Origin of the sequence: Nocardiopsis sp. NPDC007018, assembly GCF_040635075.1 — a bacterium.
Classification (GTDB): domain Bacteria; phylum Actinomycetota; class Actinomycetes; order Streptosporangiales; family Streptosporangiaceae; genus Nocardiopsis.
In genome coordinates, this window is the sequence record NZ_JBEYHA010000035.1 from 22,815 (window position 1) to 48,027 (window position 25,213).

Consider the following 25,213-nt stretch of genomic DNA (forward strand, 5'->3'; position numbering starts at 1 on the left):
GTTGACCGAGCACGCACTCGTCGTACGCGCCCGCCGCGCCCTCACCCCCGAAGGCGAACGCGCCGTCAGCGTGGTCGTGGACGACGGACGGATCACCGGGGTCCTACCCGGTGACGACGTCCCCGTCGACGCCGCGCGTGAGCTGCGCCTGGCCGACGACGAGGTCCTCCTCCCCGGCCTCGTCGACAGCCACGTGCACGTCAACGAGCCCGGACGCACCGAATGGGAGGGCTTCGCCAGCGCCACACGCGCCGCCGCCCTGGGCGGGGTGACCACCCTCGTCGACATGCCGCTCAACAGCGTGCCGCCCACCACCACGCTCGACGGCCTCAAGGCCAAACGCGCGGTCGCCGAAGGCAAGCTCGCCGTGGACGTCGGCTTCTGGGGCGGGGCCGTGCCGGAGAACTCCGGCGCGGACACCACCGGCACCCTCGCCGACCTGTGGTCCGAAGGGGTCTTCGGCTTCAAGGCGTTCTTGTCGCCCTCGGGCGTGGACGAGTTCGGGCACCTGTCCCCGAGCGAACTGGACACCGCCGCCACGGCGATCAGGGCCTTCGGCGGTCGGCTGATCGTGCACGCCGAGGACCCCAATGTGCTGGACTCGGCCCCCGCCGCGTCCGGCCGCGACTACGCGGACTTCCTCGCCTCACGACCCGACGAGGCCGAGAACGCGGCCATCGCGCTGGTGGTCGACACCGCCCGCCGTACCGGGGTTCGGGCGCACGTCCTGCACCTGTCCAGTGCCTCGGCCCTGCCGCTGATCGCACGGGCCAAGGAAGAGGGCGTCCCCCTCACCGTGGAGAGCTGCCCGCACTACCTCACACTCGCCGCCGAGGAGATCCCGGCCGGGGGGACCAGCTACAAGTGCTGCCCGCCCATCCGGGACGGCGCCAACCGCGACCTGCTGTGGCGCGCCCTCCAGGACGGGCTGATCGACTGCGTGGTCAGCGACCACTCGCCGAGCACCCCGGACCTGAAGGACCTCGACACGGGTGACTTCGGTACCGCCTGGGGAGGTGTCGCGGGGCTCCAGGTGGGGCTGTCCGCGATGTGGACCGAGGCCCGTGGCCGCGGGGTGCCGCTCGCCGAGGTCGTCCGGTGGATGTCCGCCGAGCCCGCCCGCGTGGCCGGAGTGGTCGGCAAGGGCGCGATCGCGGAGGGGATGAGCGCGGACCTGGCCGTGTTCGCGCCCGACGAGCCCTTCCACGTGCAGGCGCGCTCCCTGGCCCACCGCAACCCGGTGAGCGCCTACGACGGGGCAGACCTCCGGGGCCGGGTGCGCCGCACCCTCCTGCGCGGCGTCGAGGTGACCTCCGACAGCGTGGACGGCCGGATGATCACCAGGGACTGACGCGGTCCCGCCGACGGGCGCCCCGCCACGAGCGGGGCGCCCGTCCGCGTGCGCGGGGCTGGGGTATCGGGGCCACGGTGTGTCCGGCTGGCGCGGATCGGCGGGTCCCCCTCAGCTCGTTGTCCTCCGGTGAGCCCTCGTGAGAGGATCACTGCCTTATGGTCCGCCTTCTTTCTTTCGCGCTCCGCGATATGAAGGAATACGGGTCGAATTCATGTTCATTCTTTCACGTGATCCACGAGAATCTGCGGAGGGCGGGTGCCTTTTGATGTGCTCGACGGAATCGGAAGAAGCATTCCTCGAGGATGCGGGCAACATCTTGGTCGTGCCTTCGGAGCTGCGCGAGCATGACTGGGTCAGGGACTTCTTCGGGTCCGTGTCCACGCCGGAGGAAATCGCCTCCGGTTCGTGCGATATCGCCCGGAGGAACGTCTATCTGTGCGGCGATGTGTCCGGGATCAGTGGCGGCCTACTGCGGGAGGCGGCCCGGGTCCTGGTGATCCGGGACTTGTCGCGCGGTTACCACGAGGGTGTCGACACACCGTGGACCCTGGTCGACCTCGGCCGAGTGCCCCTCCGTGTGCACGGCGCGGGCGTGTACTATCGACGCTTCTTCGGTCCCGCCGCTGATCACTTCGAGCGCATTCGCGCGGAGCACGAGTTCCAGTCCCTGACGGAATCCACCAAGCCCGGAACGGCCCGTCGCAGCGGAATCTATCTGACGCCCGTCACGCGCAATGACGACGAACTCCATTTCCGCCTGCTCCGGTGCTCCACGAACCTCTCGGGACCGACCGAGAACTTCCGCGCGACCGACACGCAGATCGTCGAGGCGCTGAACCGCGAAGCCGCCGTCGTCTTCCGGAACCCGGCACCGCTCAATCACGTCCTCGCGCAGATCTACCACAACACCCGTGCCACGGCCGAGCGCAAGCAGTCCAAGGCCAGGATCTCGGCTCACGCCGACAAGACCAAGGACATGCCCGTCAACGGCATCATGGCCTTCTGCACCTTCTACGACGGGCTCGACAAGCTGCGGCCGATGGCCGAGGACGCCTTCGACCACGGGGTGAAGGGCATCAGCGGGCTGACCAGACTCCGCTTTCGCCGCAAGGAGACGACCACGGAGAGCGACCGGCACGGGCTTCCCCCGCGGTTCGAGATCACGCTCCACCCCGGCTCCGTCTTCTTCATGCCCCTGTCCGTCAACCGCCTGTACACACACGAAATCCGGCCCTCGGCGTTGGACGCCGCTCTTCTTCCGACCCGCCTGGGATACGTGGTGCGCTGTTCGAGTACCGAAGCCGTGCACAAGAACGGCCACACCTTCCTCAAGGGACCGGGAGATCCGGTGCGACTGGGGCCGCCCACCCCGGAGGGCATGGACGAACTTCGCGGGATGTACGCCAAGGAGAACAGGGTCTCGTCCTTCGTCGATTACGGGGACAGGTTCGCGTTCAGCATGAACCAGGGGGACTACAGTGCACCCCGGATCTGAGATCTCGGACGCGATCATCTCGTGTGCCGTGCCGGTCGAGGGGAACCCCTTCGAAGAGCTGTCCGCGTCGGTCCACTGGGAAGACGTGGGAAAAGGCCGGAGAGGCGCCGTGCTGACCAGGGTCGATGACGTGGGTGATGTGCCTGTCGTACGTACCACCACTCGATACGGAAATCCGGCGCGGCGCTTCCGAGCGGTGCACGAGCGACTGGCGCGACGGATTCAGGAGCACGCTGGGATTCCCGTCGCCTTCAACAACGCCCTTGTCGAGTGCTATTCGAACTCGTACAAGAAGATGGGCAGCCACTCCGACCAGGCGATCGATCTGGCGGACGAGTCGTTCATCGCGGTGTTCTCCTGTTACCGCCACCCCGACGAAGGCCCGTCGCGGAAGCTGATCGTGGCGTCGAAGGAGGAGGACGCCCAGAAGTACGAGATCCCCCTGGCCCACAACGGTGTCGTCGCGTTCTCGGTCGCCGCGAATCGGCGCCTCAAGCACAGGATCGTGTTGGACGCGCCCGCCCGGGCGGCGGACCAGCAGTGGTTGGGCGTGACCTTCCGAACCTCGAAGACCTTCGTCCGGTACCGCGACGGACACGCCTACCTCCCGGAGGGCGAGCGCCTCGTGCCGGCCGACGATGAGCGAAGACACGAGTTCTACCGACTACGGCGTGCCGAGAACGAGGAGACGGACTTCGTCTATCCCCGGCTGACGTACACCATCAGCGAGAGCGACCTGATCCCTCCCGTGTGAGCGGGGTCGCCCACACCGGAGTGGGCCCCGGGGCACGCGTGGCGGGGGCGGGGAAGGGGTTCCGCGTGGTCTTCCCGACAGGGAGGAGTTCGGCTACCCGACGGCACGGCGCCGCGCTGTCGGGCTTCCTCACCGGGCCTTCCCCGACATGTGGAAGGGCGGGCGCGCTGACGCGTGCCCGCCCTGGTCGGTGGGTCTACCCGCGGGTGGCTTCCCAGCGGTGGCGCAGGTCGGCGGCACCGGTGTCGGTGAGCGAGCCGTACACGTTCAGGCGGGCCATGCCGCCGTCCGGGAACACGTCGGTGCGCACGTGGGTGACGTTCACCGGGGTCTCGAGCACGAACCGGTGGGCGCTGTCGGGCTGGAGTCCGGTGCGGCCGACGATCTCGAACCACTCGTCCGGGGTGTCGGAGTGCGTGTCACGCCCGAGGATGGTCACCCATCCGGCCGAGTTGCCCTTGAGGTAGGCGGTGTCCAGCTCGATGGCGCGCACGGAGGCCTGCGCGGTGAGGCGGAAGCGCACCCAGTCGTTGCCGGTGTCGCGGCGGCGGCGGTTCTCCCACCCGTCGTCCATCTTGTGCGAGCGGCCGGGCAGGATGATGTTCTCGGGGGAGGAGTAGAACCGGTCCGAGGCGTCCTCGACGGTGCCGCCGTTGACCAGCGCGGCCAGGTCGAAGCCGCCCAGGGCGGAGAGCCAGGCCGGGTCGGCGACGGGTTCGCCGTACACGCGCAGGCGCGCCACGCCGCCGTCGGGGAACTGCTTGAGCCGCAGGTGCGTCCAGCGGCGCTCGACGTCGATCGCGAAACCGTTCTCCGCGTGGCCGTACACGGGGGTGCGTGCCACGATCTCGGTCCAGTCGGCGTCCAGCAGCTCCTCGGTGGTGGGCGTGCCGTCGACGTGCGCCACCTCCACGCTGATCTCCGTGGGGTGGTTGCCGCGGAAGTGCGCGGTGTCCACCACGATGCCGCGGACGACTCCGGGCAGGGCGAGGCGGACCAGGGCCCAGTCGTGGTCGTCGGCGGTCGGGTGCGGCTGTTCGGCGCTCACACCTCGGCGTCGGCGGGTCTCCCACCCGTCCATGACCTTGCCCTTGTGCCCGAAGTGGTGCGGGTCGAACACCGCGGGTTCGGTCCGCAGCATGTTCTCGCGGTGCGCGAAGAACTCGTCGTTGGCGGCGACGACTCCGCCGCCGAGACGGCGGTCGGCGAGGTCCACGAGGCCGGCGAAGTCCAGTTCGGTCTTCTTGAAGTCGGCGTAGGGGTCGCCGCCCGGGTACGGCTGGGCGTTGTAGGCGCGGGGGTCGAAGGACGGGTCCTGGCTCACGGTTCTCCTGTCGGTCGGTTCCGTTCCAGGGTCGCAGGAGAAACCGGTCAATTCCAGCGAAAGTTTTTGATCACTATGTTCGTTTTGGCTGAACGTTCGTGAGACGTGCGGCCGCGTTCGCCAGAGCCCGCAGGGCGAGGGCGATCTGGGGCCGTTGGCCCGAACCCGACCGCACGGCGGTCACCACGTGGCGCCGGGGCTGCTCGGAGTGCGGGACCCGCAGGGTGACCCCGGGGGTGTCACCGGCGGCGGCCAACCGGGGGATCAGGGCCACCCCCATCCCGGCGGCGACCATGTCCAGGATGGCCCGCCAGTCGGAAGCCACGTGCGCCTGCTCGGGCACGAACCCGGCCTGCGCGCAGGCGGCCAGGGTGATGTCCCGCCACGGCCCGGCAGCCCCGTAGATCCACGGTTCCTCGGCGAGGTCGCGCATCCGTGGCGCGGGCGCCGTGGCCAGCCGGTGTTGTGCGGGCAGGGCCACGTCGAGCGGGTCGGTGAGCAGCTCGGTCCGGTCATAGCGGCCGTCGTTGCTGGTGGGGGCTTGTGCGGCGAGGGACAGGCCGATGTCGATCTCTCCCGCGGAGAGGAGTTCGTACACCTCGGCGGCCTCGGCCTGGTGCACTCGGGTGCGCAGACCGGGGTGGTCGGCGCGCAGCGCGTTGAGCGCGGGGACCACCAGACCGGGGATGGCCGTGGCGAAGGTGCCCACGCGCACCCGCCCCGCCTCGCCTCGGGCGAACCCGTCGAGTTCGGCCTCGGCCCTCTCCAGCTGGGCCAGCACGACGTCGGTGTGGCGCAGCACCACGTGCCCGGCGTCGGTGAGGCGCACCCGGCGCCCGTGGGCCTCCAGCAGGGCCACGCCGACCTGCTGGGAGAGCGAGGACAGTTGTTGGGAGACGGCCGAGGGCGTCATGGACAGCGCCTCGGCGGTCGCACGGACGGTGCCGAGCTCTTCGAGGGTGCGGAGTACGCGCAGCTTGCGCAGGTCCCAGTCGGTCACCCTCACAGGCATACCATTCACCGTCGCTTAACAGAAGCGGGGCGGGCGCGTGGTCACGGCGCTCCGCCCCTGAGGGGGTGGGATCGAGGGGAGTCGGGGCCCGTCAGCCCTCCCCGCTGGTCCCCCGGTAGGTGGCGCCCGCCTGGTCGGTGTACTTGGCCTCGCCGGGTCCGGCGCTGCCGATGTCGGCCCGGTCGATCTCGGCGGGGTCGGCGGAGGGGCCGCGGCCGATCACGTTGAAGCAGATGTTGAGCAGGATCGAGACGATCGCCGCGCCGATGATGCCCGAGTGCGCGATGAGCTCGACGGACTCCGGCAGGAACGAGTAGAAGGTCGGGTAGGCGAGCGGGATGATCGCCACGCCGACGGAGGCGGCGACCAGGATCAGGTTGAGGTTGTTGGTGAAGTCGACCTTGGCCAGGGTCTTGACGCCGCTGGCCGCGACACTGCCGAACAGCACCAGCCCGGCGCCGCCCAGGACGGGGGTCGGGATGGCGGCCATGACCCCGCCGAGCACCGGGAACATGCCCAGGACCAGCAGGATGCCCGCACCGGTGGCCACGACGTAGCGGCTCCGGATACCGGTCAGGGCGAGCAGGCCGATGTTCTGCGCGAACGAGCTGGTGGGGGTGGCGCTGAAGATCGGGCCGATGATCGAACCGCTGACGTCGGCCCGCAGACCCGCGGAGATGCGCTTGGCGTCGACCTTGGAACCGGTGATCTCACCGACGGCGATGATGTGCGAGGCGCCTTCGGTCAACACCACGAGCATGATGATGCACATGGTGATGATGGCGGTGACCTGGAACTGCGGCGCGCCGAAGTAGAACACCGAGGTCGGGTCGAACACGATGTCGGCCTCGCCGACGCGGCTGAAGTCGGCCATGCCGAGCGGAACGGCGACCACCGTGCCCACGACCAGGCCGAGGAGGATGGACAGGCGACCCCAGATCCCCGGGAACAGGCGGGAGCCGACGAGGATGACGGCCAGGGTCAGCCCGGCCAGGGCGAGGTTGGCGACGGGGGCGGCCGGAACCTCGGTGCCGTCCTCCAGGACGCGCACGGAGCCGTCCATGATCCAGCGTGCGGCCACCGGCATCAGGCTGACGCCGATCACCGTGATGATCGTGCCGGTGACGATCGGGGGGAAGAAGCGGATGAGCTGCCCGAAGAAGGGGGTCAGGAGCAGCGCGAACACGCCGGCCGCCATGGAGGCGCCGAAGGCGACGGGGAGGTTCTCGCCGTCCTGCCCGGCGGCCAGGGCGGTGATCGCGCTGACGGGCACGAAGGAGCAGGCGACCACGATCGGCATCTGCGCGCCGATCCGCTTGTGGCCGACGGTCTGCATGAGGGTGGCGATGCCCGCCACCAGGAGCGCGCCGCTGACGAGGATTCCCATGGCGGCGGGGTCGTTCGCGAGCCCAGCGGCGGCGCCGATGACGAGCGCCGGTGCCACCGCACCGGCGTACATGGTGAGGATGTGCTGGAGCCCGTAGACGAGCATGAGCCGCAGGGGCAGCTTCTCGTCCTCGGGGCGGGAGGGGGTAGTGGCGGTTGTTGTGGCCGAGTCCTTCGCGGACGGACTGTTCGACATGGCCAGTTTCCAGCCTTTGCGATCGGTGGTCACCGAGAGGGTGGTGACCGGGTTCTCCGGGCGGGTGCCCGGTGGTGTCGCGCCGGCCCCGGAGCCCGGGTGGTCCTGATTCCGGGCATGCCGAAGGCCGGTGTGGCCCACGTTCGGTGGGCAGGCGAGGGAGACCTCGGGTGATGGCCCCTTGGTGGGGGAGCCCGGGGCCCGGCCGCACGCACGGGCCCCGGCGTTCAGGAGGCTCCGAAGAGCACCGGCGGCGGCCCGGGGGAGCGCGGGGCTCCGCCCGGTGCCGTCACCGGGGAGGGGTTAGACGAAGCCCGGGACGGCCTTCCAGGCGTCTCCGGGGGCGGGGGCGTCGTCGCGCTCGACCGTGGCCTCGATCTTGCCGTAGGGCCGGTCGGCGGCGAAGAAGACCTCGTTGGGGTTGTCCAGGCCGAACGGGGAGAGGTCCACCAGGAAGTGGTGGTTGTTCGGCATGGAGAAGCGGATCTCGGCGATCTCGGGGTGGGCCTCCAGGACGGCCGTGCCCATCGCGTAGAGGGTCTGCTGGAGGGCGAGGCTGTGGGTCTCGGCGAAGAGCTCCAGGCAGATCGACCGGACCGACTCGTAGGCCTTGTCGAAGTCGTGGTCGGTTCCGACGTAGCGCCAGCGGGCGGTGACGTCCGTGGCCAGGATGCGGTCGTTGGTCTCGCCCAGGGTGGTGTACCGGGTCTTGGGGTACCCGTGGAACTCCGAGCCGGTGGACTTGAGGACGGTCAGGCCCTCGAAGCCGGAGACCACCCACTCCTTGTCGCCGTCCTTGTTGACGACGGTGGTGCGGGTCTCGGCGCCCCTGCGGGTGAACGCGTGGTCGTGCGGGCCGTCGGCGGTGGCGATCCGGTCCCAGGAATACTCCTCGATCTCCTGGCGGGCGCCGTGCACGTACTCGTGCTCGTCCACGAAGTGGCGGGCCAGACGCAGGGCGAAGTCCTCGATGGCACCGACCCCGCCCCATTCGCGGGCCTTGGCGTAGACGGTGTTCTTCTGCGTGTCGGTCGGCAGACACGTGGAGTTGTCGCCGACGGTGTGGACTTCCTCCAGGTCGCCGCGGAGCTGGGAGGTGACGTTGACGTCCTTGATCTGGTGGACGTCGGTGTCGCGCTTGACGTGGACGAGACGGACCTCGGCCTTGCCGTACTGGTTGTCTCCGAGTCTGATGCCCATCAGGGTGAACTCCATATCCGTGTGGATTCGGCTTCATCGCTCGCGCCGCGCGTCGGGGTTCGCGTCGGCGCTTCGTGCGTATGAGGGAGGACCGCTGTGGTCATGCGGAAGGACCTGTCACGCACTCGAAGAGGTGAGGGTGCTACGTGGTGGGTGCTGCGGGGGGCGGCTCCTTCCGTGGGAGGGTCCGGGGCGGAGGGGTTATGGCGGGCGGGCGGCGCCGGTCTACGAGCCCCGGTAGGTGGAGTAGGCGAAGGGGCTCAGGAGCAGCGGTACGTGGTAGTGCTGGTCCTCCTCGGCGAGGTCGAACACGATGGTGACCTCGGGGTAGAAGCCCTTCTGGCCGGTCGCCGCGAAGTAGGCGCCGGTGTCGAAGACGACCCGGTAGTACCCGGCGGCGAGCTGTTCGGGGCCGAGGTCGGGTACGCGCCCGTCGGCGTTGGTGCGCCCCCGGGCCACGGTCGTCCAGGAGGTGCGCTCGCGGTCGGCGGCGGCCTCCAGCCGGACGGGGACGTCGCGGGCGGGGCTGCCGAGCGCCGCGTCCAGGATGTGGGTGGTCACGTGGCTCATGCTGCCTCCAGGAGTTTGAGCAGGCGGAGTCCGCTGATCTGGCGGAGTTCCTCGCCGACCACGGTCAGCTCGGTCTCCGGGTCGTTGTCCAGCCGGGCGACCAGGTTCGCGAGGAGTTCGCGGCTGCTGCGGCCGCTGGCGCAGACGAGGTAGATCTGCCCGAACCTTCCCTCGTACTCACCCTGGGCGAAGGTGAAGACGCGCTGGACCCTGGCGGAGGCGTCGTCGGTGTCGGCGGCGAACGCCGACTGCTCACCCCGGGACCAGGCGGACTCGGTGTCCTGCCCTTGGGCCCTCTCTCCGATGCGGGGGTGGCGGGCCAGGGCGGTGGCGACCTCCTCCGAGGTGATGCCGCGTGCGTGGGTGTCGGCGAGCGAGAGCAGGGCCCGGCGGTCGGGGTAGGGCGCCTCGGAGGCGACGGCCTCCACCCAGCGGTCCACGTTCAGGCACTGCGCGAGTTCGGTGCGCAGGTCCTGCGGGGACAGGGCGTTCAGACGCGCCAGACCCGGGTCGGCGGTGTCCCCCGACGGGGCCGGGGTGGTCTCGGGCATGTGTTCTCCCGTGGCTCGGCCGGTACCCCCGGGCGCCGCGGTGGCGCTGGATCGTCGTACCGGCCTGGGCTTTCGTAGTGCAGATTCTTGTTTCCGTATTACGGATTGCAGGGACTCTAGTTGATGGCAGTGTGACCTTGTCAACACTCGCAAGGGGAGAAATCGGAAAAACAGTCGATTCTGTGGCCTCGTGCGAAGAAAGCGGGAACTTCCTGCTCGCTCGTTGGCCCGGAGGGGTGGTGGGGTTGTGGCCTCGGGCTTCACGTCGTCGTCGGTGCGGGCTCGGGGGCGCCGGGCGGAGGTTGGGGCGAGGTTGGGGTGGTCGGAGTGGTTGACAAGCGGCGGTGGTCCGGCCCACACTCAGATCATTCCTTAAAGTGAAAACTACTTTCCACAATGCGGAAGTGGATGCCGGAGGCAACGCATGAGCCACACACTCGGGTACACGGTGAACTGCTCCCTGCTGTTCACCGAGCTCCCCGTCAACGAGCGCCCCCGAGCCGCACGCGACGCGGGTTTCCACGCCGTCGAGTTCTGGTGGCCCTTCGAGAGCGCCACCCCGGCGCAGGCGGAGGTCGACGCCTTCGTCACCGCCCTCGACGACGCGGACGTACGCCTGAGCGGCCTCAACTTCTTCGCGGGTCGGCTGCCCGGCCCCGACCGCGGAGTGCTCTCCCACCCCTCCCGCGCCGAGGAGTTCCTCGCCAACGCCGAGGTGGTCGTCCAGATCGCCGAACGCACCGGCACCACCGGCTTCAACGCCCTCTACGGGCTGCGCCAGGACGGGGTGGACCCGGCCGAACAGGACCGCCTCGCCGTGCGCAACGCGGTGGCCGCCGCCGACGCGGTGGCCAAGGTCGGCGGAACCGTCCTCGTCGAGCCCATCAGCGGCTCCGACGACTACCCACTCAAGACCGCCGCCGACGGTCTCGCCTTCGTCGCCAGGGTCAAGGAGGCGGGGGCCGAGAACGTCGCGCTCCTCGCCGACCTCTTCCACCTGGCGGTCAACGGTGAGGACGTGGCCGCGGTGGTCCGCGACCACGCCGCCGAGTTCGGGCACATCCAGATCGCGGACGCCCCCGGCCGCGGCGAGCCCGGCTCCGGCGACCTGCCCCTGGACGAACTCCTCACCGCCGCCCAGGCGGGGGGCTACCGGGGCCTGGTCGGGCTGGAGTACAAGCCCACCGTCCCCAGCGCCGAGAGCTTCGGCTGGCGGAACTGACCCCACGGGGCGCCGCCGCCCCCGGGCCCAGCCCGCCGCACCACCGCCACGCGCGTACGACCAGCCACACCCACAGCCTGAAAGGGGGCCGACATGGCCGCCAAGAAGATCGCCTTCATCGGCCTGGGCATCATGGGCCTGCCCATGGCCGTCCACCTCGTCCGTGCCGGACACACCGTCACCGGGGTCAACCGCAGTCCGGCGCGCGTGGACGCCCTGGTCGCCGAGGGAGGCCTGCGCGGCGGCGGTGTCGCCGAGGCCGTCTCCGACGCCGACGCGGTCATCACCATGCTCCCGGACTCACCCGACGTCGACCAGGTCCTGCGCGGCGAGGGGGGCGTCTACGACCACGCCAAGCCCGGCACCCTGGTCATCGACATGAGCACCATCCGACCCGACGTCGCCCGCGACCTCGCCGAGGCCGGTGCCGAGCGCGGCCTGCGCGTCCTGGACGCCCCGGTCAGCGGCGGCGAGGCCGGTGCGGTGGAGGCCAAACTGTCCATCATGGTCGGCGGAACCGCCGAGGACTTCGAGGCCGCGCGTCCGCTCTTCGACATCCTGGGCACCACCCCGGTCCTGGTCGGCCCCAGCGGCTCCGGCCAGACCGTCAAGGCCGCCAACCAGCTCATCGTGGCGGGCAACATCCAGCTCCTCGCCGAGGCGCTGGTCTTCCTGGAGGCCCACGGGGTGGACACCGAGTCCGGCCTGGAGGTCCTGGGCGGCGGGCTCGCGGGCAGCACCGTGCTCCAACGCAAGGGCCGGGCCATGCGCGAGCGCGACTTCGCGCCCGGGTTCCGGATCGCCCTGCACGACAAGGACATGCGCATCATCACCGACTCCGCGACCGCCGCGGGTGTGGCGATCCCGCTCGGCTCCCAGGTGGCGCAGTACGTGGCCGCGCTCAAGAACCAGGGCCACGGCGGCCTCGACCACTCGGCCCTGCTCAAGATCGTCGAGCAGCTCTCGGGCCGCGACGACTCCTAGGGCGTGTTCTGTGGATGCTTTCGCCTTCTGGCGGCGGAGCCGCCAGCTCCGCGCGCGGCCGCCAGGCCATCTCTCGCAAGACGATGAGCGACGGTCAGCCCGGGTTTGGCTGTCCGAGCTTCATCGGCGCAGCGAGAGGCAGCCTGGCCACGCGAGCGCGGAATGATCCGCGGAACACGCCCTAGCCTCCGGGCCCGGCTCCACCAGCGATTCCACGGCCACTGGCCGCACGACTCCGTATGACCGGGCCGGTGCGCCGCCCCCGGGTGTTGGCCCACCCGGGAGGCAGGCGGCCGCACCGCCCACCCCTGGCACCCACCCCGGCGGGCGCGGGGCGTCCCCGCACCGGGCGCCCCGCTCCCCGCCACCCCAGCACTGAAGGGTTCGCTCCCATGGCGAAAATGCCCGCGATGAACGCCGTCGTGGAGGTTCTCAAGGACGAGGGCGTCGACACCGCCTTCGGCTGCCCCGGCGCGGCGATCCTCCCCCTGTACAAGGCGATGGAGGAGGTGGGCGGAATCGAGCACCTCACCGTCCGCCACGAGGAGGGCGCCACCCACATGGCCGACGGCTGGTCGCGCACGACCGGTAAGGTCGGCGTGGCCATCGGCACCTCCGGTCCCGCCGGAACCAACATGATCACCGGCCTGTACACGGCCATCGCGGACTCGGTCCCGATCGTGTGCATCACCGGCCAGCAGCGCACCGACCTGCTCGACAAGGAGGGCTTCCAGGCGGTCGACATCGTCGAGATCGCCAAGCCCGTCACCAAGTGGGCCGTCCAGATCAAGGAGGCGGCCACCGCCCCGTGGGTCTTCCGCGAGGCGTTCCGGATCGCCCAGGAGGGCCGCCCCGGTCCCGTCCTGGTCGACATCCCGGTGGACGTGGCCCAGGAGCTCATCGAGTACGACCCCGAGCTGGACGCCCCGCTCAAGATCAACACGGTCGAGCCGCACCCGCCCCGGGTCGAGCGGGCCCTGGACCTGCTCCTAGCGGCCGAGCGTCCGCTCATCCTCGCCGGCGGCGGCGTGATCCTGGCCGACGCCTCCGACGACCTGCGGGCCCTGGCCGAGCACCTGCGGGTGCCGGTCCAGGTCACCCTCATGGGCAAGGGCTCCTTCGACGAGGACTCGCCCCTGTACTCCGGGATGACGGGTGTGCAGACCTCCCAGCGCTACGGCAACGCCTCCTTCCTTGAGTCGGACCTGGTCCTGGCCGTGGGCGCGCGCTTCGCCGACCGCCACACCGGCCAGATCGACGTCTACCGGGGCGAGCGCACCTTCATCCACGTCGACATCGAGGCCACCCAGATCGGCCGCGTCTTCGAGCCCGACCTGGGCGTGGTCTCCGACGCCCGGCTGTTCCTCCGGGAGCTGCTGGCCGCCGCCAAGCGGCGTGACGCCAGGGCGGCCGTGGGCCCGTGGATCGAGCGGGTCAACGAACTCAAGTCGACCCTGACCCGTCGCGAGGACTTCGACACCGTCCCGGTGAAGGCGCCCCGCGTCTACAAGGAGATCAACGAGGTCTTCGACGAGGACACCTACTTCGTCACCGCCATCGGCCTCTACCAGATCTGGGGCGGGCAGCACCAGAAGGCGTACAAGCCCCGCCACTACCAGATCTGCGGCCAGGCGGGCCCGCTCGGCTGGGAGATCCCGGCGGCCATCGGTGTCAAGAAGGCGCTCAAGCACACCGAGCCGGACGCCGAGGTGGTCGGCATCGTCGGCGACTACGGGTTCCAGTACATGGTCGAGGAGCTCGCGGTCGCGGCCCAGTACAACGTGCCGTACGTGATCGTCATGCTCAACAACGAGTACCTGGGCCTGATCCGCCAGGCGTCGATCCCGTTCGACATGAACTACCAGGTGGACATCCACTACGACGAGTACGGCACCGACAGCGTGAAGCTCATGGAGGCCTACGGCTGCTCCGGCCGCCGCGTCTGGGAGCCGGGGGAGATCCGGGAGTCCCTGGAGTGGGCCCGCAAGGAGGCCCAGGCCACGTCGCGACCGGTGCTCGTGGAGATCATGATCGAGCGCGAGGCCAACACCCCGCACGGTCCGGCCATCAACGCCGTCAAGGAGTTCGAGCCGCTGCCCGGCGAGTAGCGGCCGGTCCGGGTGCCCGGCGCCCGGTCCCACAGACCGCCACGGGGTCGGACCTGCACCCCGACCCCGTGGCTCGGGCCCCCTCCGCGACCGGCAGGAGGGGGCCCGCACCAGGTTCCGGGGGGCGGTGAGGTTCTTCGCTGGCTCAGCGCCGCCCCCCGGTTCGTACCTCAACGCGGCCGTCCCCGGGCGCCCGCCGCCGCGCTCACACCCGGTCCTGGGCCCCAACGGGAGAGACCCCCTCGCGGATGCGGACCTTATCGCGGCATCCACAAGGGGGCGGTTCGTCGGCCGGAACCGGTGTCCGGTGGGCCGGGCGCGGGTCAGGAGCAGTACGCCTCCTCCTCGCCGATGATCCGGTACGGGCAGTCCGCGTAGTCGAGCAGGCGCAGCACGGCCTCCTCGTTGCGGGCGGTCTCGCGGTCGATCACCGAGGAGGGCGGGTAGAAGCCGCCGTCCAGGGGCGACTTCGGGTACATCTCGTACGTGTAGTTCACGATTCCCTGGTCGGCCCAGAGCCAGTCGTTGATGGACCCGTCCGTGACGTAGAGGTCACTGGACTGCTGGGGCGTGTAGCCATTGGCCTCGGCCATGTACTCGCCCAGGGCGCGGTGGGTGTCGTACTCCTCGCGCGTCATGCCGTCGGTGACCTCGTCGTAGGTGTACCCGAAGGGCCACAGGATGAGTTCGCTGTAGGTGTGGAAGTCGATGGCGCTGGTGATCTGCTGCTCACCGTCCACCACCCGGCCGCGGACGAAGTCGGCGACGGCCCGGACCTCGGGGGCGGACTCGGCGGAGTCGCCCCGGTAGGTGATGCTGCTCGGGTCGCCGGAGGAGCCGTTGCAGCAGCCCCAGTTGTAGGCCCAGTTCCGGTTGAGGTCGGTGCCGATCGCCGACGAGCCCTCGTTGGGCGAGCGGTTCTTGCGCCAGTCGCGCCAGGTGTCGCCCGCCATGTCGTACTCGCTGCCGTCCGGGTTGACGTTCGGCAGTATCCAGATCTCCCGGCTGTCGACCAGGCCGGTCACGCGCTCGTCCTCGCCGTACCCGTCCGTGAGCAGGCGCATGAGGTAGACCGCCATCTCGACGGTCAGGTGCTCGCGGGCGTGTTGGGAGTGGGTGAAGAGCACCTCCGGCTGGTCCTCGTCCACGGAGACGTTGTCGCTGATCTTCACCGCGATCAGGTCCCGGCCCTCGTGGGACTGCCCGTACACCTCCTTGGCGGCGATGTCGGGGTGGGCGGCGACCAGGTCGTCGACGATCTCCAGCAGCTCCGGGTAGGTGGTGTAGCCGGGGTCGGGGTTGGCGAAGGCCTGGGGGAGGGCGTAGGGCTCGGCGGTGAAGCCGAGGCCGTCCAGCTCGGCCATGTCGCGCACCGAACCGGTGACCAGGACCGAGTCCGCGCCGACGTGGTCGATGGCCACACCGGAGGCGGCGATCAGGGAGCGTTCCTCGGCGGTGCTGACGCCGGTGACCTCGTACAGGTCGTAGGCGGGTTCGGCGGTCGCGCCGCCGGGGGAGAGCAGGCCGAGGAGCAGGGCTCCCGAGGCGACCGGGACGAGTGTTCTTCTGACGGGGGTGAGGGACACGATGCCTCCGTTGAGCGGGGGTGAGGCTTCGGATGCCGATATGTGGCGATATTGGAGATCGGGGCGCCCCGGACTGTCAATGTGGGCGGCCGTGGGCCGCAGGGGTGCGGGATCGTCTGGTTTGGTCGCCCTTCCACGTGAAGCCCGCTTTTCGTGTCACGGTGCGCTCGCTCTCCGTGTCCGCATGTGGCCACGCGGGTACCGGGTTCCCCGCGCGGTGCGGGTGGGGGAGGAGAGAATGAGAAAGCGCCCGGTCCCGGGGCACGGGCGGACGCGAGGAGAAGGAGGTCCGCCGGCGGTACCGGCCCTGCGGCGACTGGGCTCACCAGCCGACCGGGTCCTCGGGTGTTGGCCGCACCCTGGGTCCCGCCGACGGACTCCGTATGACCCCCCTAGCACTGAAGGGTTCTCCACCAGGGTAGCCGCTCCCGGCTGTATCTTGAAGTCGAGGTACCTGAATTTGAGGATCGACTCGAAGTGCCGGATAGCGGTCACCGCGTCCCAGTTCAGACAGGGTCGGTCCCAACATGTGGACGTCAGGTACCAGAATCCGTCGCCCGTCTGCTAGCGTGACGATCGTTATGCTGCGCGAGCTCCTTCTTCTTAGTGGCCGCGGCGGGGATCGTTAGAAGGTCGGCCCCTCGCCGCGGGACTTCGGCTTGCCGTGTCGACCACGACATCACGCGCCACACACTTCCCGAGGAGCCACACCGCAATGGTGCCGCAGCAGAAGACCAGCCCCATGCCGTTCCACCGCTACCAGCCGTTCCAGTCGGTGGACCTGCCGGACCGCACCTGGCCCGCCACGTCCGTCACCGAGGCTCCGCGCTGGCTGTCCACCGACCTGCGTGACGGCAACCAGGCGCTGATCGAGCCCATGGACTCCGCCCGCAAACACGAGATCTTCCAACTGCTGGTCCGCATGGGCTACAAGGAGATCGAGGTCGGCTTCCCCTCCGCCAGCCAGACCGACTTCGATTTCGTCCGGTCGCTGATCGAGGACGACCTGATCCCCGACGACGTCCAGATCTCCGTCCTGACCCAGGCCCGCGAGGACCTGATCGAGCGCACCGTGCGGAGCCTGGTCGGCGCCAGGCGCTCCACCGTGCACCTGTACAACGCCACGGCGCCCACCTTCCGCCGCGTGGTCTTCCGCGTCGACCGCGAGGCCTGCAAGGACATCGCCGTCCAGGGCACCCGTCACGTGATGCGCTTCGCCGAGCAGTACCTGGGCGAGACCGAGTACTTCGGCTACCAGTACTCGCCGGAGATCTTCGTCGACACCGAACTGGACTTCGCCCTGGAGGTCTGCGAGGCCGTCATGGACGTCTGGCAGCCGGGTCCGGGCCGCGAGATCATCCTGAACCTGCCCGCCACGGTCGAGCGCTCCACGCCCAACGTGTACGCCGACCAGATCGAGTGGATGAGCCGCAACCTGTCGCGGCGCGAGCACGTGGTCCTGTCCGTGCACCCGCACAACGACCGCGGCACCGGCGTGGCCTCCGCCGAGCTGGCGGTGATGGCCGGAGCCGACCGCGTCGAGGGCTGCCTGTTCGGCCACGGCGAGCGCACCGGCAACGTCTGCCTGGTGACCCTGGGCATGAACCTGTTCAGCCAGGGCGTCGACCCCAAGATCGACTTCTCACGGATCGACGAGATCCGCCGCACCGTCGAGCACTGCACCCAGCTGCCGGTCGCCCCCCGCCACCCCTACGGCGGCGACCTGGTGTACACCGCTTTCTCCGGCTCCCACCAGGACGCCATCAAGAAGGGTTTCGCGGACCTGCGCGCCCGGGCCGACGAGGCCGGGACTCCGGTCGACGACCACCCGTGGGACGTCCCCTACCTGCCCATCGACCCCAAGGACGTCGGCCGCACCTACGAGGCGGTCATCCGCGTCAACAGCCAGTCCGGCAAGGGCGGGGTCTCCTACGTCATGCAGCGGGACCACGCACTGGACCTGCCGCGCCGTCTGCAGATCGAGTTCTCCCAGGTCATCCAGGGATTCATGGACGCCGAGGGCGGCGAGTTCCCGGCGGAGAGGATCTGGGAGGTCTTCTCGCAGACCTACCTGGACGAGAGCGGCCCGGTGGCGGTCCTGGCTCACCGCTCCAGCACCGCGGAGGACGGCACCTACACGATTCACGCCGACGCCCGGGTCAACGGGGAGATCCGTGAGCTGAGGGGCACCGGCAACGGCCCGATCTCCGCGTTCGGCGACGCCCTGGCCGACGTGGACGTCAAGGTCCGGGTCATCGACTACGTCGAGCACTCCATGGGCGAGGACGGCAACGCGAGGGCGGCCGCCTACGTGGAGGCCGAGATCGACGGCAGGGTCGTGTGGGGCGTCGGCATCCACAGCAGCATCACGACGGCCTCGCTGAAGGCCGTGTGCAGCGCCATCGGCCGCGCCTGAGGCCACCACCGGGCGCCCCCGGCACAGGGCGCCCGGACCTTCCCCGGCACTGGGAGGACGGGGCCCGCGACACGCGTCGCGGGCCCCGTTCCGGTTTCCTTCCTTCCGGTCGGGAAACCGGCCGGAACACGCCCGAACCCTCGCCTGGGCGAGCACGGGCCGCACCCGGCCGGGTGCGGCCCGCGAGATCCGGTGCCGTGCCAAGCCCGGGCTCCGGGCGGGTGCTCCGTGAGCGTCAGGCGCTCCCGGCCGTGCCGTAGCGCGCGACCATCGTCCTGGCCGCCTCGTCCACCACCCGTAGTGTCTCCTCCTCGCCGAGCGACCGGTCGCCGTGGACCAGGCGGGGCCAGAGCGCCGCAGCGCGGCGAGTACGGGGAGCGTGCCGAAGTCGAAGGTCTGGTCGTGGCCGCGTCGAGGATCGCCTCACGGTTGGCCTCGGCGATCCACCGGTGGTAGGCGGAGGGCGCGACGTGGCCGAGGCCCTGGAGACGGCTCGGCGGGCGGCGGACGGGAAGAACGTCGAGGTGCTCTCGCCGACCATCGGCCGTCAGCTCCTCCAGCGCGGTCTGATCGACGAGATCGACGTGCACGTCCTGCCGGTGCTGCTCGGCGACGGTGTCCGGCTCTTCGACAACCCCGGCGGGTCGCCCGTACCGCTCAGGCTCGTCAACGGCGAGCCCGCGGCCGAGGTGAACTTCCGGTACCACCCGGTCCGCCCCCCGGGATAGCGGGGAGGGCTACTCGAAGCCGAACTTCTGCGTCCAGGCGTTGTCGGACTCACCGACCCCGATCGCCACCAGGTCGCAGTTGAGGATGTTGGCCCGGTGCCCCGGGCTGTTCATCCACGCGTCCATGACCTGTTCGGCGCTGGTCTGACCCTTGGCGACGTTCTCCGCGCCCCAGGAGCCGTAGCCGTGCCGCTCGGCCCGGTCCCCGGGGCCCTCGCCCTCGGGGTTGTCGTGGGACATGTAGTCGCGGGCGGCCATGTCCTCGCTGTGCTCCTGGGCGGCAGCGGTGAGCTGGGAGTCCACGCGCAGCGGACCGCAGCCGTTGGCGGCGCGCTCGCTGTTGACGATGGTCACCACGGCCGAGCTCCCGGGCCCTCCGGCGGACGCGCCGCCGTCGTCGTTTCCGCCACCGCCGCCGGAACTCCCGGAACCGCCGTCACCTCCCGCGTCCTGGTCGGAGTCGGCCTCCTCGGACTCCTCGGCGGAGGAGGACGCGGTGACGGTGCTGGTCCGGGGACCCCCGTCGCCCCGGGGGCCGGTGCTCTCAGGGGAGCCCGTGGGCTCGGAGAAGAAGTCGTCCCCGGTGTCCGTGCCGGGGGCGTTGGCCGCGTCGCCCACCGTGCTTCCGGCGCCGCCGCGCGCGTCGGCGGCGTTCGTGCCCTCGGCGGGGTCGGCGGGGTCGACGAGCCCGGAGAGCACGAGTGCTCCGGCCAGGGTCAGCCCCACCGGGACCGCCACCATCGCGGCCACGACCGGAACCGTCCCGCGCCGCGCACCGCGGTTCGAGCGCCGTTCGCGAGCGCCTGTCCCGCGCCTGCCTCGACGACCTCGCGCCATATCGCTCTGCCTTCCGTACCGGGTTGGGGAATGCTCGGGCCACCGTCCGGGCGTCCGGACGCGTCGGGCCCCCGTGGGGCCGTCCGAGGACGGTGGGGCCCGGATTACGGTCACGGTCGACGGGGCCGCTAGGGCAGGGCGGCGGGACCGAAACCGTCTGGCCCTAGCGCGTGAGAGTAGAGCAAATGTCGGGAAAAGGGAATCCAAACCGTAATAAACCAGCTCAGGGTGGTGCGCGTCGTGCGCGGGGCCGGGACGTCGAACCGCGACGGCCCCGCCCCCGCGACACGGGACGGTCGGCGCCATCCGCGACAATGGGAGGGTGAGTCTCTACCGCGACGAGGGCGTCGTCCTGCGCAACCAGAAGCTGGGCGAGGCCGACCGCATCGTCACCCTCCTGACCCGCCGCACCGGGTTGGTCCGCGCCGTCGGCAAGGGCGTGCGCCGCACCAAGTCGCGCTTCGGCGCCCGGCTGGAGCCGTGCACGCACGTCGACCTCCAGCTGCACACCGGACGCACCCTCGACGTCATCACCCAGGCCGAGACCGTGCGCTCCTACGGTTCCGCGGTGGTCTCCGACTACTCCCGCTACACCGCCGCCACCGCCATGCTGGAGACCGCGGAGAAGATCGTGGCCGTGGAGAAGGACCCGGCCCTGCGCCAGTTCCTGCTGCTCATCGGTGCCCTGCGTACCCTGGGGGAGGGGAGCCACGACTCCCGGCTGGTCCTGGACGCCTACCTGCTGCGTTCCCTGGCGGTGGCCGGGTACGCCCCCGCCCTCACCGAGTGCGCCCGCTGCGGGAGCCGGGGGGAGCACCGTGCGTTCGCGGTGCACGCCGGAGGTATGGTCTGCTCGGTGTGCCGTCCCCACGGTTCCACGCACCCCGCGCCCGACACGCTCCGGCTCATGTCGGCGCTGCTGGGGGGCGACTGGGACAGCGCGGACGCCAGCGACGGCAGGCAGCGCTCCGAGTGCAGCGGGCTGGTCGCGGCCTACCTACAGTGGCACCTGGAAAACGGAATCCGATCACTGCGCCATGTGGAGCGTTCTTGAGTCTGTTCAGCTTCGACAACGGTAGACGGCGCGAGCCGGACCACACCCCGCCCGTCCCGCACCCGAGCGGGGCCCGCCCCCCGGAGGTCCCCGCCGACCTGGTGCCGCGCCACGTGGCCGTGGTCATGGACGGCAACGGTCGTTGGGCGAAGGAACGCGGTCTGGCGCGTACCGAGGGGCACAGGGCCGGTGAGTCCTCGCTCTTCGACGTGATCGAGGGCGCCCTGGAGATGGGCATCCCGAACCTGTCCGCCTACGCCTTCTCCACGGAGAACTGGAAGCGCTCGCCCGACGAGGTGCGCTTCCTCCTCGGCTTCAACCGCGACACCATCCGCAACCGCCGCGACGAGCTCCACGCGCGCGGGGTGCGGGTCAAGTGGGCCGGACGTTCGGGGATGCTCTGGAAGAGCGTCATCAAGGAACTCAGGGACGCGGAGGAGATGACCCGGGACAACACCCGGCTCACCCTCCAGTTCTGCGTGAACTACGGCGGGCAGGCCGAGATCGTCGACGCCGCCCGCGAGCTGGCCCGCCAGGCCGCCGAGGGGCGCATCTCGCCGGAGAAGATCACCGAGGACACCCTCTCCCAGCACCTGTACGCCCCCGACGTCCCGCCGGTGGACCTGTTCGTGCGCTCCTCCGGCGAGCAGCGGCTGTCGAACTTCCTCCTCTGGCAGTCCGCCTACGCCGAGTTCGTCTTCCTGGAGACGCTCTGGCCGGACTTCGACCGCCGCGACCTGTGGCGGGCCTGCGAGATCTACGCGCGGCGGGACCGCCGCTACGGCGGAGCCGTGCCCAACCCCGTGACCGAGGAGGAGAAGTGACCGAACAGGCCGAGGAACGGTCGGAGTCCGCGCTGGTCCGCGAGGGGATGTCCCTGGTCGCGATCGGGGACAGCTTCACCGAGGGGGTCGGCGACCCCTATCCCCAGGGCGAGGGTGCCTTCCGGGGATGGGCGGACCGACTGGCCCAGCACCTGGCCGACCACGTGGGCGAGATCGCGTACGCCAACCTGGCCGTGCGCGGCAAGCTGATCCGGCAGATCGTCACCGACCAGCTGCCGCCCGCGCTGGAGATGGCGCCCGACGTGGTCACCCTGTGCGCGGGCGGCAACGACCTGCTGCGTCCCGCCGGCGACCCCGAGCGCCTGGCGAAGATCCTCGACCACACGGTGTCGCGTCTGACCGAGCGGGGCAGCCGGGTCGTGCTCTTCACCGGCGTGAACGTCTCCTCGGGCTACATGCGCGGCACGATCGGGCTGTTCGCGCGCTACTACCTGAACGTGCGCGCGATCGCCGACCGGTACGACTGCCTCCTGGTCGACCAGTGGTCCATGGACGTGCTCACCGACCCCCGCGCCTGGGACGAGGACCGGCTCCACATGTCACCGGAGGGCCACCGCCGCCTGGCACTGCGCGTGGCCGAGGTCCTGGGGGTGCCCACCACGGAGCGCTGGGACGAGCCGTGGCCGGAGGCGGAGCCGGTGAGCTGGTCCGAGGCCCGCCGCGAGGACCTGCACTGGGTGAGGGAGTCGCTGGGACCGTGGATCGGCCGCCGCCTCACCGGAAGGTCCTCGGGCGACACCGTGACCGCCAAGCGCCCCGAGCTCACCCCGCTCACCAGGGACCGCTGAGGCGCGTCGCCGTCACCGTCGCGGGCACCCCGCCCATGGTGTGAGCTCCGCCCCAAAACGCGTGGAAACCGCAACCTACTGTCGCGTAACCATGGCGTGGAGTTGCATCATCGAACACCATGAGCGGTGTGCCGACCGGTTCTCCCGGTGACCTGAAAAGCAAGGACATCCTGTCCTACGTCGCCCTCGGGGACAGCTTCTCCGAGGGCATGAGCGACCCCTACCCCGACAGCGACAGCGTGCCCCACGGCCGCTACCGGGGCTGGGCGGACCGCGTGGCCGAGCACCTCGCCGACCACGTGTCCGAGGTCCGCTACGCCAACCTCGCCGTGCGGGGGCGCCTCATCGCGCAGATCCGCGACGAGCAGGTCCCGCGCGCGGTCGAGATGAAGCCCGACCTGGTCACCCTGTGCGCGGGCGGCAACGACATCATCCGCCCCGGCAGCGACCCCGACCAGGTCGTCGCGATCTTCGAGTCGATGGTGGCCGACCTGCGCTCCACCGGCGCCCGGGTGGTCATCTTCACCGGCTTCGACACCAACTGGCAGCCGGTCATGCGCCACCTGCGCGGCAAGATCGCCACCTACAACATGCACATGCGCGCCGTCGCCGACCGGTACGGCTGCGACGTCGTCGACGTGTGGAGCATGAAGGTGTTCTCCGACGAGCGCGCCTGGAACTGGGACCGCCTCCACCTGTCCTCCGAGGGCCACCGCAGGCTGGCCCTTCGGGTGTGCGAGGTGCTGGACGTCCCGGTGGACGCCGACTGGAACCAGCCCTGGCCGCCGCCGGAGCCCCGGGACTGGCGCAGCGCGCGCCAGGAGGACCTGCACTGGGCCCGGGAGTTCCTGGTGCCGTGGATTCACCGCCGCCTCACGGGCCGGTCCTCGGGCGACGGGGTGCATCCCAAACGTCCCACGCTGGAGCGGTGCGAACCGTCTCGGGACGGCCGCTGACCCGGCTCCCCCGGCGGCCTTCGGGGCCGTGCCCCGGGGCCGCCCGTGCGCACCGGTAGGGCCCCGCCGCGCGACGCGGCGGGGGCCTGCCGCGCGCTCAGGTGGCGGTGACCAGGTCCTGGGCGGCGGCCATGTTCACCCGGCTCGGACGGTCCTCGACCGGCCAGCCCGGGGTGGCGCCGCCCGCCGCGTGGATCGCGGTGCGGACCAGGTCCAGGGCCCGGTGCAGCACCCGCAGCGGGTCGCCCTCGTCCAGCACCAGGATCTCCACGGTGACCGTGCCCTCCAGGGCGTCGGTGCTCACGGTGGAGTCGGTGAAGTCGGGGTTGTGCCGCTCGAGGTCGAGCAGCTCCCGCATCACGGCCTCCCCGTGCGCGTGGACCTGCGCCGGGGTGGTCCCGGGAACGGAGCCCAGGCGGAACTGAAGGGACAGCTGGGTGGCGGTCCTCACGCTCACACGTCCTCCTGCCGTTCGGGCGGGCACACCCGTCTCACGAAGCGTACGGTCTGCGTCCAGTAGTGGGGGTTGGAGGGGGACAGGTGCACCTGGCGCTGGTGCGCACCGCAGGGGCACTTGATCGTGTAGTAGGTGGGCGGGTCCTCGATCCTCCAGCCCAGCTCGGCGATCTGCCGGAGCGCCTCCTCGCCCTCCTTCTTCGGATGCTTCGTCCAGTCGCCCAACAGTGTTCCTTCCCAGATTCCCCCAGGGGGAGGGGGCCTGTCGAGGGTGCCTTCCCGCCGGGGGTCAGGGGCGCGGGGTGGAACCGAACACCGGGTAGTGGTCCGAGTAGTCGTCGTAGGTGTACGAGCGGCCCCAGGAGCGTACCGTCCAGGGTTCGCTCTTGACCGCCCGGGTCTCGTTGACGTAGGACTCCGGGGCCGCGCCGTTGCGGATCGGTAGCACGTGGTCCAGCTGCTGGGGGTCCCAGCCCGCGTAGTCGTGGGCGGCGATCGAGTTGCCCGAGGGGTCCCAGGAGGCCGTCCCCCCGGTGTGAACGGGCGCCACGGCGCGCAGCCGCTCGACGGCCGACTCCCATTCGGCGCCGCCGCCGACGATGTTCAGGTCGCCCGCCACGTAGATCCGCTCGTCGTCGGGGATTTGCTTGGAGTCCAGCAGCGCGACGATCTGGTCCAGCTGGGACTCCCTGATCCGCGCGTCCTCGCCGGTCCCGCAGGCGCCGTCCTCGGCCTGCATGTGGGTGCCCACCACGTGCAGGAGCCCGTCGGGGGTGTCGAGCACGACGTAGGCGAAGCCCTTGTTGGAGAACCAGTCGGCTCCGCAGGCGCGGGTGTAGACGTGCTGCTCGGCCCGGACGACCGGCCAGACGCTGTGCACGCTCACACCGCCGTTGGTGACCGTCTCGCCACGGAAGCCCGTGGTGAGGTCCCAGCCGGACCTGGAGCGGCCCACGACGGGCGTGCCGTACGGGTACTCCTCCGCGAGCCCGGCGCGCAGGCGGTCGGCACTGGAGTTCTCGAAGAGCTCCTGGAGGACGACCACGTCCTGGCCGGACAGGACGCCGTCCCGGACGGTCAGGTCGGCGCGGACGTCCTGTCCCCAGTTGGGGTAGAGGGCCTTGGGTAGGAAGAAGGCGTTGTGGGTGACGATGCGGGGGTCGGCCGGGCCCTCCTGGGCCGCGGCGGGGGAGACGGACGGGAGCGGGGAGATCAGCAGCGCGGTCAGCAGCGCGGCCGTGGTTCGTCTGTACACGAGGGCACAGCATGGCCCACGCACGACACGACTGGGCTACCAGCCGGTAACCACCGGGTGGAGGCCGCGTGCACGGTTCCGGCCGGGGGAGGGGACACGCACGCGCGAGGGCCCCGCGCACGCGGGGCCCTCGCCG

24 protein-coding genes are annotated in these 25,213 nt (G+C 70.6%); 12 read left to right on the forward strand and 12 right to left on the reverse strand.

The window, feature by feature from the left end:
* Window position 1 precedes the first annotated feature (1 nt).
* The 3 genes from allB to ABZ635_RS18660 all read left to right on the forward strand — a co-directional run bounded on the left by allB (window position 2) and on the right by ABZ635_RS18660 (window position 3,603).
* Window positions 2-1,351, forward strand: a complete 1,350-nt coding sequence (allB, locus tag ABZ635_RS18650; protein WP_357766473.1) for an allantoinase AllB — start codon at window positions 2-4, stop codon at window positions 1,349-1,351.
* A gap of 214 nt (window positions 1,352-1,565) precedes the next feature.
* Complete coding sequence (locus ABZ635_RS18655) at window positions 1,566-2,849, forward strand: hypothetical protein (protein WP_357766476.1); 1,284 nt, start codon at window positions 1,566-1,568, stop codon at window positions 2,847-2,849.
* On the forward strand, window positions 2,833-3,603 hold the full coding sequence (locus ABZ635_RS18660; protein ID WP_357766478.1) for an alpha-ketoglutarate-dependent dioxygenase AlkB: 771 nt from the start codon (window positions 2,833-2,835) through the stop codon (window positions 3,601-3,603). Before ABZ635_RS18655 ends, ABZ635_RS18660 begins: the two co-directional genes overlap by 17 nt.
* Before the next feature lie 196 nt (window positions 3,604-3,799).
* Here ABZ635_RS18660 and alc read toward each other — a convergent pair whose 3' ends face one another.
* The 6 genes from alc to uraD all read right to left on the reverse strand — a co-directional run bounded on the left by alc (window position 3,800) and on the right by uraD (window position 9,842).
* Entirely contained in the window at window positions 3,800-4,927 is a 1,128-nt protein-coding gene (gene alc, locus ABZ635_RS18665; protein ID WP_357766481.1) for an allantoicase, read from the reverse strand.
* Window positions 4,928-5,000: 73 nt separating this feature from the next.
* On the reverse strand, window positions 5,001-5,939 hold the full coding sequence (locus ABZ635_RS18670) for a LysR family transcriptional regulator (protein ID WP_357766484.1): 939 nt from the start codon (window positions 5,937-5,939) through the stop codon (window positions 5,001-5,003).
* Window positions 5,940-6,030: 91 nt separating this feature from the next.
* A complete protein-coding gene (locus tag ABZ635_RS18675) occupies window positions 6,031-7,521 on the reverse strand; it encodes a nucleobase:cation symporter-2 family protein (protein ID WP_357766487.1) in 1,491 nt (496 codons plus the stop codon).
* 303 nt (window positions 7,522-7,824) lie between these two features.
* A complete protein-coding gene (gene pucL / locus ABZ635_RS18680; protein WP_357766489.1) occupies window positions 7,825-8,721 on the reverse strand; it encodes a factor-independent urate hydroxylase in 897 nt (298 codons plus the stop codon).
* A 225-nt stretch (window positions 8,722-8,946) separates the two neighbouring features.
* Window positions 8,947-9,291, reverse strand: coding sequence for a hydroxyisourate hydrolase (uraH, locus tag ABZ635_RS18685; protein WP_357766492.1), 345 nt, complete (start codon window positions 9,289-9,291; stop codon window positions 8,947-8,949).
* Window positions 9,288-9,842 carry a 2-oxo-4-hydroxy-4-carboxy-5-ureidoimidazoline decarboxylase gene (gene uraD / locus ABZ635_RS18690; protein ID WP_357766495.1) on the reverse strand — a complete coding sequence of 185 codons (555 nt, stop codon included), beginning with the start codon at window positions 9,840-9,842 and terminating at the stop codon, window positions 9,288-9,290. Before uraD ends, uraH begins: the two co-directional genes overlap by 4 nt.
* A gap of 424 nt (window positions 9,843-10,266) precedes the next feature.
* Between uraD and ABZ635_RS18695 the strand changes: the two genes are divergently transcribed.
* From ABZ635_RS18695 to gcl, 3 genes are all read left to right on the forward strand, one after another.
* Window positions 10,267-11,064, forward strand: a complete 798-nt coding sequence (locus tag ABZ635_RS18695; protein WP_357766498.1) for a TIM barrel protein — start codon at window positions 10,267-10,269, stop codon at window positions 11,062-11,064.
* A 93-nt stretch (window positions 11,065-11,157) separates the two neighbouring features.
* Window positions 11,158-12,048 (forward strand): 2-hydroxy-3-oxopropionate reductase, encoded by an 891-nt coding sequence (locus ABZ635_RS18700; RefSeq protein ID WP_357766501.1) that lies wholly within the window; start codon window positions 11,158-11,160, stop codon window positions 12,046-12,048.
* 392 nt (window positions 12,049-12,440) lie between these two features.
* Window positions 12,441-14,156 (forward strand): glyoxylate carboligase, encoded by a 1,716-nt coding sequence (gene gcl, locus ABZ635_RS18705; protein WP_357766504.1) that lies wholly within the window; start codon window positions 12,441-12,443, stop codon window positions 14,154-14,156.
* Window positions 14,157-14,479: 323 nt separating this feature from the next.
* On the opposite strand, the gene ABZ635_RS18710 is transcribed toward gcl, so the two are convergent.
* Window positions 14,480-15,742 (reverse strand): M14 family metallopeptidase, encoded by a 1,263-nt coding sequence (locus ABZ635_RS18710; RefSeq protein ID WP_357766507.1) that lies wholly within the window; start codon window positions 15,740-15,742, stop codon window positions 14,480-14,482.
* 715 nt (window positions 15,743-16,457) lie between these two features.
* Here ABZ635_RS18710 and leuA point away from each other — a divergent pair.
* Window positions 16,458-18,158, forward strand: coding sequence for a 2-isopropylmalate synthase (leuA, locus tag ABZ635_RS18715; protein ID WP_357766509.1), 1,701 nt, complete (start codon window positions 16,458-16,460; stop codon window positions 18,156-18,158).
* 235 nt (window positions 18,159-18,393) lie between these two features.
* Here the strand turns inward: leuA and ABZ635_RS18720 are convergent, their stop codons facing one another.
* The gene (locus tag ABZ635_RS18720) at window positions 18,394-18,699 is read right to left on the reverse strand and encodes a TetR/AcrR family transcriptional regulator C-terminal domain-containing protein (protein ID WP_357766512.1); all 306 of its coding nucleotides are present in this window, start codon (window positions 18,697-18,699) and stop codon (window positions 18,394-18,396) included.
* Here ABZ635_RS18720 and ABZ635_RS18725 point away from each other — a divergent pair.
* Window positions 18,629-18,886, forward strand: coding sequence for a dihydrofolate reductase family protein (locus ABZ635_RS18725; protein WP_357766515.1), 258 nt, complete (start codon window positions 18,629-18,631; stop codon window positions 18,884-18,886). The genes ABZ635_RS18720 and ABZ635_RS18725 overlap by 71 nt on opposite strands.
* 9 nt (window positions 18,887-18,895) lie before the next feature.
* Here the strand turns inward: ABZ635_RS18725 and ABZ635_RS18730 are convergent, their stop codons facing one another.
* Window positions 18,896-19,636 (reverse strand): CAP domain-containing protein, encoded by a 741-nt coding sequence (locus ABZ635_RS18730; protein ID WP_357766518.1) that lies wholly within the window; start codon window positions 19,634-19,636, stop codon window positions 18,896-18,898.
* Between the two features lie 409 nt (window positions 19,637-20,045).
* Here ABZ635_RS18730 and recO point away from each other — a divergent pair, with 409 nt between their 5' ends.
* From recO to ABZ635_RS18750, 4 genes are all read left to right on the forward strand, one after another.
* Entirely contained in the window at window positions 20,046-20,777 is a 732-nt protein-coding gene (gene recO / locus ABZ635_RS18735) for a DNA repair protein RecO (protein ID WP_357766522.1), read from the forward strand.
* Complete coding sequence (locus ABZ635_RS18740) at window positions 20,774-21,601, forward strand: isoprenyl transferase (protein ID WP_357766525.1); 828 nt, start codon at window positions 20,774-20,776, stop codon at window positions 21,599-21,601. Before recO ends, ABZ635_RS18740 begins: the two co-directional genes overlap by 4 nt.
* A gap of 47 nt (window positions 21,602-21,648) precedes the next feature.
* Entirely contained in the window at window positions 21,649-22,410 is a 762-nt protein-coding gene (locus tag ABZ635_RS18745) for an SGNH/GDSL hydrolase family protein (protein ID WP_357766578.1), read from the forward strand.
* 119 nt (window positions 22,411-22,529) lie between these two features.
* On the forward strand, window positions 22,530-23,366 hold the full coding sequence (locus tag ABZ635_RS18750; RefSeq protein ID WP_357766528.1) for an SGNH/GDSL hydrolase family protein: 837 nt from the start codon (window positions 22,530-22,532) through the stop codon (window positions 23,364-23,366).
* Between the two features lie 97 nt (window positions 23,367-23,463).
* Here ABZ635_RS18750 and ABZ635_RS18755 read toward each other — a convergent pair whose 3' ends face one another.
* From ABZ635_RS18755 to sph, 3 genes are all read right to left on the reverse strand, one after another.
* Window positions 23,464-23,823, reverse strand: coding sequence for a hypothetical protein (locus ABZ635_RS18755; RefSeq protein WP_357766531.1), 360 nt, complete (start codon window positions 23,821-23,823; stop codon window positions 23,464-23,466).
* Window positions 23,820-24,047, reverse strand: a complete 228-nt coding sequence (locus tag ABZ635_RS18760; RefSeq protein ID WP_357766534.1) for a hypothetical protein — start codon at window positions 24,045-24,047, stop codon at window positions 23,820-23,822. Before ABZ635_RS18760 ends, ABZ635_RS18755 begins: the two co-directional genes overlap by 4 nt.
* Before the next feature lie 64 nt (window positions 24,048-24,111).
* A complete protein-coding gene (sph, locus tag ABZ635_RS18765) occupies window positions 24,112-25,077 on the reverse strand; it encodes a sphingomyelin phosphodiesterase (protein WP_357766537.1) in 966 nt (321 codons plus the stop codon).
* Window positions 25,078-25,213 lie beyond the last annotated feature (136 nt).